The 13,367-nt window shown below is 42.3% G+C and carries 13 protein-coding genes; 9 read left to right on the top strand and 4 right to left on the bottom strand.

Annotation, left to right across the window (positions count from 1 at the left end):
- Positions 1-210 precede the first annotated feature (210 nt).
- From ACHZBG_RS00440 to ACHZBG_RS00405, 8 genes are all read left to right on the top strand, one after another.
- Positions 211-1,269, top strand: coding sequence for a hypothetical protein (locus tag ACHZBG_RS00440; RefSeq protein WP_320127460.1), 1,059 nt, complete (start codon positions 211-213; stop codon positions 1,267-1,269).
- Positions 1,250-1,510: a hypothetical protein gene (locus tag ACHZBG_RS00435; protein ID WP_320127459.1), complete on the top strand. Its 261-nt coding sequence runs from the start codon at positions 1,250-1,252 to the stop codon at positions 1,508-1,510. Before ACHZBG_RS00440 ends, ACHZBG_RS00435 begins: the two co-directional genes overlap by 20 nt.
- Before the next feature lie 81 nt (positions 1,511-1,591).
- Complete coding sequence (locus ACHZBG_RS00430) at positions 1,592-3,043, top strand: menaquinone biosynthesis decarboxylase (RefSeq protein ID WP_320127458.1); 1,452 nt, start codon at positions 1,592-1,594, stop codon at positions 3,041-3,043.
- 3 nt (positions 3,044-3,046) lie between these two features.
- Entirely contained in the window at positions 3,047-3,910 is an 864-nt protein-coding gene (locus ACHZBG_RS00425; protein ID WP_320127457.1) for a 4-hydroxybenzoate octaprenyltransferase, read from the top strand.
- Positions 3,907-4,485: a UbiX family flavin prenyltransferase gene (locus ACHZBG_RS00420; RefSeq protein ID WP_320127456.1), complete on the top strand. Its 579-nt coding sequence runs from the start codon at positions 3,907-3,909 to the stop codon at positions 4,483-4,485. Before ACHZBG_RS00425 ends, ACHZBG_RS00420 begins: the two co-directional genes overlap by 4 nt.
- On the top strand, positions 4,482-5,420 hold the full coding sequence (locus ACHZBG_RS00415) for an ABC transporter substrate-binding protein (RefSeq protein ID WP_320127455.1): 939 nt from the start codon (positions 4,482-4,484) through the stop codon (positions 5,418-5,420). Before ACHZBG_RS00420 ends, ACHZBG_RS00415 begins: the two co-directional genes overlap by 4 nt.
- 1 nt (position 5,421) lies before the next feature.
- Positions 5,422-6,183 carry an ATP-binding cassette domain-containing protein gene (locus tag ACHZBG_RS00410; protein ID WP_320127454.1) on the top strand — a complete coding sequence of 254 codons (762 nt, stop codon included), beginning with the start codon at positions 5,422-5,424 and terminating at the stop codon, positions 6,181-6,183.
- Positions 6,180-6,926 (top strand): ABC transporter permease, encoded by a 747-nt coding sequence (locus ACHZBG_RS00405; protein WP_320127453.1) that lies wholly within the window; start codon positions 6,180-6,182, stop codon positions 6,924-6,926. Before ACHZBG_RS00410 ends, ACHZBG_RS00405 begins: the two co-directional genes overlap by 4 nt.
- Here ACHZBG_RS00405 and ACHZBG_RS00400 read toward each other — a convergent pair.
- The 3 genes from ACHZBG_RS00400 to ACHZBG_RS00390 form a co-directional block, all read right to left on the bottom strand.
- Positions 6,923-7,324: a hypothetical protein gene (locus tag ACHZBG_RS00400; protein ID WP_320127452.1), complete on the bottom strand. Its 402-nt coding sequence runs from the start codon at positions 7,322-7,324 to the stop codon at positions 6,923-6,925. The genes ACHZBG_RS00405 and ACHZBG_RS00400 overlap by 4 nt on opposite strands.
- A gap of 80 nt (positions 7,325-7,404) precedes the next feature.
- The gene (locus ACHZBG_RS00395; protein WP_320127451.1) at positions 7,405-8,343 is read right to left on the bottom strand and encodes a cation transporter; all 939 of its coding nucleotides are present in this window, start codon (positions 8,341-8,343) and stop codon (positions 7,405-7,407) included.
- Positions 8,344-8,599: 256 nt separating this feature from the next.
- A complete protein-coding gene (locus ACHZBG_RS00390; RefSeq protein ID WP_320127450.1) occupies positions 8,600-9,745 on the bottom strand; it encodes an IS1595 family transposase in 1,146 nt (381 codons plus the stop codon).
- A 168-nt stretch (positions 9,746-9,913) separates the two neighbouring features.
- Here ACHZBG_RS00390 and ACHZBG_RS00385 point away from each other — a divergent pair, with 168 nt between their 5' ends.
- A complete protein-coding gene (locus tag ACHZBG_RS00385; protein WP_320127449.1) occupies positions 9,914-12,352 on the top strand; it encodes an EAL domain-containing protein in 2,439 nt (812 codons plus the stop codon).
- A 103-nt stretch (positions 12,353-12,455) separates the two neighbouring features.
- Here the strand turns inward: ACHZBG_RS00385 and ACHZBG_RS00380 are convergent, their stop codons facing one another.
- Positions 12,456-13,331: an alpha/beta fold hydrolase gene (locus tag ACHZBG_RS00380; RefSeq protein ID WP_320127448.1), complete on the bottom strand. Its 876-nt coding sequence runs from the start codon at positions 13,329-13,331 to the stop codon at positions 12,456-12,458.
- Between the last annotated feature and the right edge of the window lie 36 nt (positions 13,332-13,367).

The raw sequence follows: 13,367 nt of genomic DNA, 5'->3' as shown, positions 1-13,367 counted from the left end.
TTAAATAAATAATTATATTAAAATAAATTATATAAATTCTGTTTTTATAAAATGGGTTTTTTCACTGAAGAGGAAAAGGTCGTTTTCCTTCTAAAACCCCTGCTTGACTTTTCAAATTCTGAATCACCTAGCAGTTTGGTATTGTATCCTTTTAAAATATTCGTATATAATCATATGAGAATATCGATATTTTAGGAGTGATTTAGGGTTATGAAAAAGAAAACTATTCTTGGGTTTTTGATTTTGCTTTTTTCTTTGGTTCTGCTCATTACAGGGTGTTCAAAAAGTGAAGCACCTGCTGCTACATCAACGACTCCAGCCTCAACTCCTGCTGTCAAGGAAGTTTCAACGCCAGATAAGCAGGCAGATACTGCAAAATATACAGATGGCATCTATTTTGCAATGGATGATGCTTATGCTTCTTCCGGTTGGAAAGAGACAGCTACCTTGGTTGTCGAGGGTGGGAAAATTGTCTCCGCCGATTGGAATGGCGTCAATGTAAATGGTGGTGCCGACAAGAAGACTTTTGACAAAGCCGGAAAATACAACATGGTTAAATTTGGCAAGGCACAGGCAGACTGGGCCGTACAAGCTGCAAAAGCCGAGGCCTATTTAATTTCCACTCAGGATCCTGCAAAGATTTCCTATAAAGATAGCGAAGGCCATTCTGATGATATCGCTGGGGTTTCCATCCATGTAAGTCCTTTTTTCAAGCTTGCGGCGAAGGCTTTGGCAAATGGACCTGTAGGACGTGGTTCCTTGACTGATGGTGCGTATTTTGCCATTCAGGATGATTATGCCTCGGGTTGGAAGGATTTTGTCTCCTTTACCGTTATCAATGGTCGTATAGCCGGAGTTGACTGGAGTGGCGTAAATACTGCAGGGGAAGACAAAAAGGCCTATGACAAGGCTGGAAAATACAATATGGTCAAATTTGGCAAAGCTCAGGCTGAGTGGTATGAACAGGCAACTAAGGCTGAGGACTATTTGGTTGCAAACCAGGATTTCAAAAAACTTACCTACAAGGATGAAGAAGGCCATACCGATGATATCGCCGGAGTTTCCATTCATGTAAGTGGTTTTGCCAAGCTTGTTGACAATGCCCTTGCCGCAGGTCCTGTTGCAATCGGGTCCTATGCAGATGGTACCTATTTTGCTTCAGATGATGATTTTGGCACAAATGGCTGGAAGGAAACAATCTCTCTGTTTGTAAACAATGGCAATATTGTCAATGTCAACTGGAGTGGGGGTGAACAAGAATGGGGATGACAAGAAGAAGTATTCAGCTGATGGTCTATACGGAATGGTCGCCAATGGGCATGCAAGTGCCGAATGGGATGTGCAGGCTGCCAAGGTTGAGGCGTATTTGATTTCAACCCAGGATCCATCCAAGATTACCTATAAAGATGCTGAAGGACATACCGATGATATAACAGGTGCTTCCATCCATGTCTCCAATTTCTTTACTTTGGCTAGCAAGGCTCTTGCTGCCGGTGTCGTGAAGGAATAACAATCGTATACAACAAGAAATGTCTTGGATAGTCATCTGGCTACCCAAGATATTTTTTTTTAACTATGGTACTTTAATCGTATGGCATATAAAGACGTTCAGGATTTTATCCGGAAGCTTGAATCGGAAGGGGAACTTCATCGAATAGAACGGGAAGTTGATCCATATCTCGAAATTACAGAGATTACCGATAGGGTGAGCAAGGCTGGTGGCCCTGCCTTGCTATTTGAACATGTGAAGGGTTCTGAATTCCCTGTTTTGATGAATGCAATGGGTTCTTATAAACGCATGGCCATGGCTCTTGGAGTAGACAACCTCGAAGAGAAGAAAGAAGAGATTGCCGAGCTGATCAAATGGGGGTTTTCCCAGGCGAAAAGCATTGATATTCCTTCCATAATTCCTAAGCTATCGCTGTTTCGCACTTTTTTCCCCAGAAAAGTACGTAAAGCTTCCTGTCAGGAAGTCATTGACCATGACCCTGATTTGTCCAATCTTCCCATCTTGACCTGTTGGCCCCAGGATGGAGGACCTTTTCTTACGTTACCCCTTGTGTTTACCAAGGATCCTGAAAGTGGGGTTTCCAACCTTGGTATGTATAGAATGCAGGTCTTTGATAAAAATACTACTGGAATGCATTGGCATATACATAAGGATGGTTCCCATTTCTATCAAAAATATAAGATGAGAAAGGAAGTTATGCCCGTAGCTGTTGCGCTGGGGTGTGACCCGGCAATAACCTATGCCGCTACGGCACCTCTTCCCGAGGGCATCTATGAAATTTTATTTGCCGGTTTCCTTCGGGGAAAGAGTGTTGATATGGTCGACTGTGTTACCATTCCCCTTCAAGTTCCGGCCGATGCTGAATTTGTGCTTGAAGGGTATGTCGATCCTCAGGAGGCACTTCATACGGAAGGTCCTTTTGGTGACCATACCGGCTATTATTCCTTGCAGGGTGAGTATCCTGTTTTCCATGTTCAATGCATAACACGAAAGAGGAATCCTGTGTATCCAGCTACGGTCGTGGGAAAACCACCCATGGAAGACTGCTATATGGCCAAGGCCACCGAACGATTGTTTCTTCCCTTACTCCAATTGGTTATTCCCGAAATCGTTGACTTGGAACTGCCCCTGGCAGGGGTATTCCATAATTGTGCCATTGTCTCTATCAAGAAACGATATCCTGCACAGGTCCAGAAGGTAATGTATGCCCTTTGGGGTCTCGGTCAGATGATGTATACTAAAATGATAATCGTGGTTGATGACTCCGTAGATGTTCATGATCTTTCTACTGTCATGTGGAAAGTCTTTAACAATATTGACGGAAAACGCGATATCCTCTTCTCCGAAGGACCTTTAGATGCACTTGACCACGCTTCTCCCCAGGTCCTGCAGGGCACAAGAATAGGAATTGATGCAACCAAGAAAACTTTGTTTGACGGACATACCCGTCCCTGGCCCGATGATATTGAAATGGACCAATCGGTGAAAGAGAGAGTTGATGGTTTTTGGGCCTCCCTTGGTCTTGAGGGGTAATCCTTGAAAAATGAAATTGCAAAACCCTTGAGACTTGCCCAGGCGGTAATGATTCAGCACACATTGTTTTCACTTCCCTTTGCCGTTTCGGCAATGCTTATGGAAACGAAAGGAATAATTCCCACCCAGAAACTGGTATGGATTTTCTTGGCAATCGTTGGGGCTCGCAATGGAGCCAATGGGCTTAATCGACTCATAGACCATCAGATCGATGCAAAGAATCCCCGGACAAAAAATAGGCATCTTCCTTCCGGAAAATTGCAACGGTTGGATCTCTGGATCTTTGTCCTTGGATGTTTTCTGTTGCTCGTTGGCTCGACCTTTATGCTCAATCCACTTTGCGTAGTCTTGCTTCCTGTTGCCCTTATCATGATTATTGCCTATTCCTATACCAAGCGTTTTACTTGGCTCTGCCACTATTTTCTTGGAGCGACGGTTGCAATTGCCCCGATGGGAACCCTTTTGGCTCTCAATGGTGGATTCAAATTCAGTTACTTTGTTCTTTCAGCCTCAGTTGCTCTTTGGGTAGCGGGATTTGATATCATCTATGCCACACAGGATATCGATTTCGATAGATCAGAAGGATTGCACTCGGTTCCTGCCCGTTTTGGAGTCAGGGGTGCTTTGTTCCTTGCTTCTTTTTCCCATTTCCTTTCCTTTCTGCTTTTACTCTACTGGGGTACTTTTTATCAGGCAGGCCTCTGGTATTATATAGGCTGTATGGTCGTGGGATTACTGCTATTTGTGGAAAATGGCTTGGTAGCTCCCGGTAAATTGAAACATGTTACCACAGCAGCCTATCATATCAATGAAATAGTCAGTGTCTTGTTTTTCTTGTTCATAGTATTGGAGGTCTATCTGCCATGAAACAAATAATTGTTGCCATCACGGGAGCCACAGGGGCCTTGTATCCCTTGCGTTTACTCAAGCGTCTTTGCCAACAGGAGAATCTTTTGATGCATATAATCATTTCTCCTTGGGGTGAACAGGTGATGGTCGAGGAAACTGGCCGTACCTTTCTGCAATGGCTTGATGAACTTCCTTTTGCTTCCTACCAGCTTCATGATCATAAAGATCTGGCTTCTTCACTTTCCAGTGGATCGTTTTCGATCGATGCCATGGTAGTCATTCCCTGTACCATGGGCACGCTCGGAGGAATAGCCTGTGGACTTTCCTCCAACCTGATTGAACGGGCGGCAAGTGTCACACTCAAGGAACGAAGACCTTTGATCCTTGTTGCAAGGGAGACCCCGCTCAGTTCCATCCATTTACAGCAGATGCTTCTGCTCAGCAATGCCGGTGCAATGATTCTCCCTCCAGTTCCTACCTTCTACAATCATCCCGAGACTGTTGAGGATATTGTAGATTCTACAGTCGACAGGGTACTTGATACCTTGTCCCTATCAGATGAAAAGATAAAAAGATGGAGTAGCTCAAAATGAAAAAGATTTCTGTTTCCTTGATTGTTGTCTTGTTGTTTCTATGTATTTGCCCTGAAATTTTTGCTCAACCGAATACCGAAACAAGGAATGTCCGAATAGGAATTATGCCTGATGTCGACTCTTTGCCTTTTATGCTTGCCGATTCCAGGCAACTTTTTACACAAGAGGGAGCAGGTGTGGATCTCGTACAGTTTCAGAGTCCAATTGAACGTGATGCGGCTTTTCAAGCCGGGCAGGTGGATGGAATAGTAGGCGATACCCTGGGAGCACTATTTCTTGAGCAAGCAGGGTTCGATATCTCGATCCTTTCCAAAACCAATGGACGTTATGGTTTGGCAGGAGAACCTAAAGGTACGGTAACAACGCTTCAGCAACTGGGAAACCAAGAAATAGGAGTGAGTAGCAATACCATTATTGAATATATTGCCGATTCACTGGTGGGTTCTGCGGGTATCGAGGAAGATCAGTTCAAGACTTTGGCCGTTCCCAAGATCCCTGTTCGGATGGAACTCTTGCTAAATGGTCAGATTTCATCTGCCTGTCTTCCTGAACCGTTATATTCTCTGGTGCTTTCCAAAGGAGCATTGGCCTTGGGAGACAGTACCAGTCTTGACGATGCCCCGGGGGTAATGATTTTTTCCTCAAAGTATGTAAAAGATCATAAGGATGTTCTAACCAAGGTTTTCAAGGCTTATTGGAAAGCCGGGCAACTTCTCAATGCAAATCCCGATGATTATAGATCTTTTTTGGTTGAGACTGCCGGATTCCCTCCTCAGGTTGCCAAGACCTTTTCCTTCGTGGCCTATACAAAACCACAAGTTCCTACAGAAAGCCAAGTACGGAAAGTGAGTTCCTGGATGGAGAGGAAGAAACTCCTGGATACGATTCCTTCCTATGGATCGTTGGTAGATGACTCTGTGGTGCAGGGGATTTAGGATGGTTGAAGTCCAGAATGTAACTTTTTCCTATTACCAAAAGGGCAGGGAAATCTCTCTTTTCTCTTCGTTGGACCATTCTTTCGAGGATGACAAGGTTCATGCGATAATTGGGCATTCTGGTTGTGGCAAGACCACTTTATTGTATTTACTGGCAGGTTTGCTGAAGCCCAAGGAAGGGAAACTTTTTTTCAATGGTGCGGATTTGGAAACCCGTGGAGGAGACCGTGCCATTATCTTGCAGGACTATGGATTGCTTCCCTGGAAAAAGGTATACGATAATATTTCCTTGGGGTTGCGTCTGAACAAGACTCCAAACGATCAGGCAAAGCAAAGAGTCACTCAAATAATGGAAGAAGTAGGGATTTCCTCCCTAGCAGAATCCTTTCCACAACAGTTATCCGGTGGTGAAAAACAAAGGTGCGCCATAGCTCGGGCCATGGTCACCGAACCCAAGTTGCTCTTGATGGATGAACCCTTTTCGGCTCTTGATGCCATGAACAGGGAGAATATGCAGGAATTACTCCTGAGGATTCAACGTCACCATTCCATGACCTGCATCATGGTGACCCATAGCATTGAAGAGGCTGCTTATTTAAGTGATTCCATACATGTTCTTTCAAAAAATGCAAAAGGAAAGTCCTCGTTTCTGCAATCCATCGATAATTCTCATGGAAAATTGAATGATTATCGAAAATCACCAGAGTATTTTGATACTTGCATAAGGATTAGAAAATTATTGGAAAATGGAGGGGAGGCGTGAAGAAAGCTGGTTTGTTCTTGCTTGTCATCTGGTATATCCTATCTGCATTGGCAGGGAAACCTTTCCTCCCGTATCCTCATCAGGTAGCAATCCATACCTTGTGGGCCCTTTTTCAAGGTTCCTTGCCTAAGCATTTTGGAATTTCTGCCTTGCGTATTGCCCTGGCATTGGTAAGTGCGGCGATTCCCTCCTTTCTATTGGGATTGGCAGCAGGAAGGGATAGAAAGACCGATAGGTTGCTTACCCCTTTTGCTTATATCCTGTATCCGATTCCCAAGGTTGCCTTGCTTCCCGTAATTATGTTGTTTCTTGGATTGGGAAACCTTTCCAAGATATTCTTGATAGGTTTGATTGTTTTCTTTCAGTTATATTTTGTAGTAAGGGATGCTTCGGAAGCTGTGGATGAACGGTATATGGATTCCGTGCGCAGTCTTGGAGCTTCCCGTCTGGAGTTGTTGAAACATGTAGTGGTCCCAGCCGTATTGCCTTCGTTGTTCACAGCCCTGAAGGTTTCCACAGGCACTGCCACTGCAGTACTTTTTCTGGCTGAAACCTTTGCAACTACAACTGGCCTTGGATGGTATATCATGGACAGCTGGGCCAGGATGGACTACCTGGATATGTATGCAGGTATGGTGGCTTTGAGTTTGCTTGGCACTGGTTTCTTTGTGTCATTCTCCTTCCTTGAGAAAAAACTCTGTCCCTGGAAACATGTCCGGGACAGAGATAGGTCAAACAGTTAGATGAGATGGATCAGTATTGTAATGAAAAGGATGACGGCAATACTTCGATGGATGATCAACCAGGTTTTGCCTTTCTTTTTTGCTTTTGCTCCGTAGATTCCGAGCAGTATCTGTAGGATCAATATTCCTGCCGCGACAAGCCCCGTTATGCTTATTCCATAGGTGTTGAACTGGATGAAAAAGTGAGTCAATAGGAATATAATGGTCAAAAGGCCAAAGAGCTTATGATTTTTGATAATAAACCGCATAAAGCCCTTGTATAGAGCATAGCCTTTCTCGTTGGTTTTCATTGAAGGTCCGTACTTTTTATTGATCCATTTGACCAGAAAATTCAATACCGTCAAAACATAGAGCACAATGATTAAAACCCCAAAAAACTCCCCGATTTCTTGCTGCATGTAACTTCTCCTTACGACTAGCCTTATCGGATAGGATAATAACATACATCAGAATCTTTCAAGACTAAATTCTTGAATTTCTAAGAAATTAGGCCGGAAATGGCAGTGGGAAGGGAAAAAGGAATCCAACTGGAATCAATGGTAAAAATAATATCTGCTTCGACCCAGGAACAATATGTCTGCAGATCAGAAAGAATTTCCTTACGTATGGCATCGAGTTGGAATAAGGGTATCTCTTTTTTCAGATAGATATAGACAGTAAGGGAAAGGTGTCTGCCTTGCTTGACTGCAAATACCTCTTCATCGTCAAATCCATTTTTCCTTACATGATTGTGTACGATCTTCTTAAGGTGCTCCTGAATAATTTCAGGGGGAGCTCCTCCAAGTAATTCACGTGTGCTGTTTCTCAATTGTCCGCTTAGCATCGGGGATAAAGCAAGGACGAACAAGATCGTAATGGCTGGGTCGATGTATAAAGCGAGGGTAGTGTAGCCCTTTTGCTGTGCAACTCCAATTACGAATATTGCAAGTACCGATGCCAGACTTAAGGCAGAATCAATAAGCCAGGAGCGAGATTCTGCTTTCAAGACAGGAGAATTTAGTTTCTTGGAAAAGCGGGCAAGGACTTGCCAGACGACTATGCATACTATCATGGAAATGAAAGATACTTTTAATGCCAGGGAAGTTTCAATCAAGTAACCTCCTTGCAGGATAGCCTTGAGGGCTCCTATTGCTATCATGGCGTTCATGGTCAATAGAACCACGGAACGAAGAACAATGAAAAAGGGCTCAAAAGCGCTATATCCAAATTGAAAGTGCTTGTCATCCTTTCGAAACAGAAGGGAAACGATGAGCGATGAGGTGAGTATGAATATGCTTTGCACCAAAGAATACATTCCATCAAAAAACATGGATTTGGAATATACTATTTGTGATGTGACAATTCCCACAATACCAAAAGCAAGGCAAATGATGGTAGTCACCCGTAAGATTGTCAATTCTGTATTTTTTTTACTCATATCCTATTTCTTGTATGCAATGGAAAGTAATTCCCTGAACTTGGAAAGGAAGCGTCCTTTCTTGTCGTATAGTTCCTGATTATCAGGAAAAAAGAATAAAGGTATTTAAAAAACCTTCTACGACGATCTGCATAACTATATAAAAGCAGTATAGCATATATATGATTTTAAATCAATCACGCAAGGACAGATAACCTTGTGAACATTGCATTGAAAAGTGCTGTTTTCATGGATAGTAGTGATTATCCATGAAAACTTATTGCTTTTGCCTCAGTTCAGTGGGGAAGGGTGTGTTTGATATATCGGCTCTGGAAGGTGTCGATTTTCCCACTGTCACCAAGTTGTTTAGAATATCCACTTTTTCTTGTATGGGTTTGTCTTTCATTATGGTGTTCCAGGCAATCCAAGTCACATAGCCCTCACAGTATTTCGTGGCAAAGCTTCTTCGTGAGTGACAAAGTTTATTGATCTGCAAATGGATGCTCTTGATCTGCTGTCTATTGTAGGTTGTTCCATAGGATGTCTCTTTGTTTTGATCTAGGATTACATGGGCAATTTGGTTTTGCTCTGCAAATATTTTGCCACCTTTCTTCTTGTCAGTCACCAAGATTATTCCCTCTGATAGCTTGCCATCGAAAAAACCAGTCATGGCATTTGCCTTGAGTTTACCTCTCGCAGCTGGTTTTCCAATTACTGTCTGATCCTGGTCTATGGCCGTTGCAACACATATCCCTTCAGCTCCAAATTCCTTCAATTCAGAAGCCCTTCCTCTGCGTCTGGGATGTCCTGGAAAGTCATATATTGCATAGTCAGGTTCTGTTTGCTTTGATTCACGGTTTGAATTGAGGTTTTTTGTTGCTCCTTTATTTCCTTTGAAACTTGCAGTAACATAGTATTCATCTTCCTGAACAATTCCTTTCAAGGAAGTTCCTTCCTGAGAATTCATTAATTGGCGGAATAATTTATGTCTCCAAATATGGGCAGTTCCTAGACTTATTGAACATTTGAGAGCCAGTTGTTCAAGTGTGTTTCCCTTGAGCATTCCCTCTAGAAAGGCTATCCAGGTATCGTTCCCCGATTTGTTGGCATAGGAAAGTGTTCCTGTCGTCTTACCGAAACTCCTGTTGCAATCCTTGCAGACATACCGTCGCTTGCCTTTGACAGATCCATTGGAAACTACATGGGATGAACCACAATGGGGGCAGTGGGGACCATCGCTTTCAAGTATCAGTGTTGTCCCTGTCTGTACTGGATAACGTGCAATTGTCTTTGTTTCTTTTTTTTTAAGCTGATCATTGATTTCATCAATTACAGCATTCCGTTCTTCGTTGGTTTCCAGAGATTCAATGTAAGCCACGAACGCTTCAATTTTTTCTTTATTTTCTGCTGAAGTCTCATTCATTTTAGTAGTGTATCACTAATTTTACTGAAAAAAGCAAATAATTTTGAATTATTTATTGGCTGTCGATGTATAGTATGTTATAAATCAATATAGCCTTACCTCTTAGGGAAAAAGATTGTAAGGCTAATAGAAACTATTTCCAAGTCTATTGAAAAGGGGTTACCCAAAATGACTCGAGAGGCCGTTGCACCGGCTGTTCTTCTCGTAGTTGATAATCCGAATTCAGAAGAGAAAATCTTTGTCAAAGAATTTTCTTCGAAATTCGGAGTTGTTATCACTTACAGTCCTTCTGAAGCAGCCAATGTATTGAAAAACAATCCAAGAAAACCTTTCAAGGTAATTCTCCTTGATGGTTTATCTTTACGTGGAATATCTTTTCTTTTTGCCTATCTGGAAAATAAGAATGATTCAGTTCCTTTGGAGACTATAATCTCCCCTGTTTGTCGAGAATCTCTTTTCAGGGAAGACTCTCTTTCTACCACAGGGCCAGGAGTTTATACGAAAAGCCCCTGTGCAATGAAACGGTATGATAAATACTTGTCCTCCTTGGAGGATAAGGTGCAGGATTTTTCTTCTGATTCTTTTTATGGGGTTTTTGAATATACAGAACATTCCCTGCATGCAGTACTTGCCAATAGAGGGTTTCTCTCATGTTTCAAGGTTGCTTCTTTGAAAGAGTTGAAGGACCAGCTTCCCAATTTTCTTTCAATACTTGAAAAACAGTTCAGAATTTTTTTTGAAGCGATACTTGAAGAGAATATTGACGTATATAGCAAGGTCTCTTTTCACTTGCTACAGATTGAGCCCACAAAGAATATGATGCTACAACTCAAGGTTTCCTTGGCTCCAATTTCCTATCAGACTGAAATAAAAAAAGCTTTTTGCGTTGAAATTGGACATCTTTATACTGTACTTGAGTTAGAATATCCTGTCCTAGCTACTGATAGTCTTCCACAAAATGAAGTGGATTCACAAGAGCGGACATTGTTCGAACAGATACCTCATGCAATGGAAACCCATCAGATCGTTTTCTTCTTGCAACCGGTCTTTGACAGTAATAAACAAGCCTTTGTCTCCGCTGAAGCTCTGGCTCGATGGAATCATCCTGATAAGGGTATGGTATTCCCTGATTCCTTTATACCATTGCTTGAAAAAAGCAATAGGATCCTTGAATTGGATCTCTACATCCTTGATGCCGTTTGTATTTTCCAGCGTTCATTGATAGATGAAGGGATAACTCCCTTGCCCATTTCCGTAAATTTGTCACAACTTGATTTCTATGACAGCAATCTCACAGCTAAGATTCTTTCCATTGTAGAGCAATCAAGGATTCCTCATTCTCTCATCGGTTTTGAGATAACTGAAACTGCCTACATGGATAATCATGGGCAGTTGACGGCGACGTTGGAATTGCTCAACCAAAATGGTTTCTCCCTATTGCTGGATGATTATGGATCAGGATATTCGTCGCTGGAAATTCTTACCAATGCTCCTATTGATATCCTGAAAATCGATAAGAATTTTAGCCAACAAGTTGGTGATTCTCGTAAGATGGAAACTACCTTACAGAATTTAGTGGTTCTGGCGCACAGCATTGACGTAGAGGTCATTGTTGAGGGAGTGGAAAATGAGTTGCAAGCTGAATTCTTCAAATCCATCAGTTGCAATCAAATACAGGGATATTTCTATGCAAAGCCCATGTCCTTGTCTTCATTCAAGAAGTTACTGGAGGTTCCCAAGAAAGAAATCTTGCCTTGCCCTGTTTCTTCTAATTCTTTCTATTCAGGACAGTTTTTTGCACAGTACCAGGTATTTTTGAAAGCGATAGCAACTACCATATTTTTCTTTGATCTGGAAAACGATAGTTTCAGGATCATTTCTGGCAATTCATTCAATACCAGCTTTTCATTTGAATCGGCAGGTTCCGTGACTCGCTTGATTGAGAAGCTGAAAAAGGAATATGTGCATCCAGATGATTTGTTCTTGATGGACAATTGCAGCAATCGTTCCTATTTTCGAAAGCTTTCTCAACCAGGTGATTTTGACATTATTACTTTTAGGCTTCTTGATAATCTTGGTATATATCGCAATATTACTCGTACTATGATCAGAGAAAGCATGGAAATTGGCAAGGATATGTTTATCTGTTGTATTTCCATGGATGCAAATCCTTCTTTTATAAAAACATATCTTTTGGCTATCCTCGAATTGGAAAAGAAACATAGGGAAGAAGCTCGTTATTGGAAAATCGTGGAACATCAGGATTTGTTTGTTTTTGAATGGGATGGGCTCACTGCAAAAGAATTCAAGTCTCCTGGAACAAATTTCTTTGCGATAAGTAATCGCTCATTCTTTGCTGCTTTCAGGGAAGGCCGCTATGAAAAGGGTTGGGTAAGTTCGCCAGATGATAAGAAAATGCAAGATTTTTTCAAGGAGTTTCAACCGCACCAAAACAAGAGTGAAAATATTGTTGTGAGGTTGGTATATAAGCAATCGCTATCGGTATTGTCGAAATTGTCATTGATTTCCGAGATAGATGATAAAGGAAACCTGGAAAGGGTCATCTGCACAATTGCACCAGTTGATGCAATTGAAAGCAGTACATGATAAACACAGTAACACGTACGTTTATCAGGGCAAGGGTACGAAATTCCTTGAAAAAAAGGGTATTCCTTTGGCCAAGGAATACCCGAATCTTTCAGGTCTTGAATTATAAAGTACTCTTGAACCAATCGATGGTCTGCTTAGCCAGTGTTTCAAATACTGTCAGGTCACCTGAAAAAACACCATAGAGGTGGTCTGCTCCTTCAATTGGAATGAGTTTGCTTTTCGGGTTTTGTGCTACAGCCTGGACTTTTTCGCTATCAGAGAAGGGTACTGTTGTGTCTACTGTCCCATGAATGGAAGCTAGCGGAGCCTTAATCTTTGCAGCGTACGATAACACATCCATGTTATCGGCTTCATCAATCCATTTCTTGCTGAGTTTCAATGAATCACGCCAATCAAAAGTCATCATGGTATATCCTTGTTTATCAGCTTCAGCGCGCATTTCCGCTGTTGCCATTTCACCAAGGTTCAAAGCGCCTGCCCAGGTCAATACACTGGAAAAAGTGTTACTTGAACCTGCAGTGATCAAGGCATCAGTACCACCTTGGCTCCAGCCCATGACACCAAGACGATTTTTGTCAATTCCGGCCATTCCCGCGACAAAGGCAGCAACAGCTTCAGCGTCACTTGCTGCTTCTGAATTTGAATAGAGCTCATAGCTTGCAGTACTTGTTCCGCTACCCGGGAAATCGAAGCGAACAGCGGCAATCCCTGCTTTTGCCATCATGGGGGCAAGCATGAGGTAGGCATTACCAGCTTCATCCTTGTTGCTTCCTGTGCCATGCATCATGATAACAGCCGGAACATCGCCTTCCCCTATGGGCATGGTCACCACGACAGGGATGTCATGGTCGCCGTTTGGAACCAATAAATTGATATCAACGATTCCTTTTGAAAGAGGTTTGTTTGCAGTCATGCAACTTGTCAATAAGAACGAGAAGAAAAGAATAACAGTAAGCAGTGTAATTTTACGTTTCATATCTTGCCTCCAATGTGTGATGGTTGCAAGAATACG

The sequence above is a fragment of the uncultured Sphaerochaeta sp. genome (assembly GCF_963676625.2).
Lineage (GTDB): Bacteria > Spirochaetota > Spirochaetia > Sphaerochaetales > Sphaerochaetaceae > Sphaerochaeta.
This window is presented reverse-complemented; position numbering and strand designations above follow the sequence as displayed.

Bases quoted from the DNA above. Each gene is read 5' to 3' on its own strand.
- ACHZBG_RS00440 (WP_320127460.1), top strand. From the start codon at position 211: ATGAAAAAGAAAACTATTCTTGGGTTTTTGATTTTGCTTTTTTCTTTG.
- ACHZBG_RS00430 (WP_320127458.1), top strand. From the start codon at position 1,592: ATGGCATATAAAGACGTTCAGGATTTTATCCGGAAGCTTGAATCGGAA.
- ACHZBG_RS00420 (WP_320127456.1), top strand. From the start codon at position 3,907: ATGAAACAAATAATTGTTGCCATCACGGGAGCCACAGGGGCCTTGTAT.
- ACHZBG_RS00415 (WP_320127455.1), top strand. From the start codon at position 4,482: ATGAAAAAGATTTCTGTTTCCTTGATTGTTGTCTTGTTGTTTCTATGT.
- ACHZBG_RS00410 (WP_320127454.1), top strand. From the start codon at position 5,422: ATGGTTGAAGTCCAGAATGTAACTTTTTCCTATTACCAAAAGGGCAGG.
- ACHZBG_RS00400 (WP_320127452.1), bottom strand. From the start codon at position 7,324: ATGCAGCAAGAAATCGGGGAGTTTTTTGGGGTTTTAATCATTGTGCTC.
- ACHZBG_RS00395 (WP_320127451.1), bottom strand. From the start codon at position 8,343: ATGAGTAAAAAAAATACAGAATTGACAATCTTACGGGTGACTACCATC.
- ACHZBG_RS00390 (WP_320127450.1), bottom strand. From the start codon at position 9,745: ATGAATGAGACTTCAGCAGAAAATAAAGAAAAAATTGAAGCGTTCGTG.
- ACHZBG_RS00385 (WP_320127449.1), top strand. From the start codon at position 9,914: ATGACTCGAGAGGCCGTTGCACCGGCTGTTCTTCTCGTAGTTGATAAT.
- ACHZBG_RS00380 (WP_320127448.1), bottom strand. From the start codon at position 13,331: ATGAAACGTAAAATTACACTGCTTACTGTTATTCTTTTCTTCTCGTTC.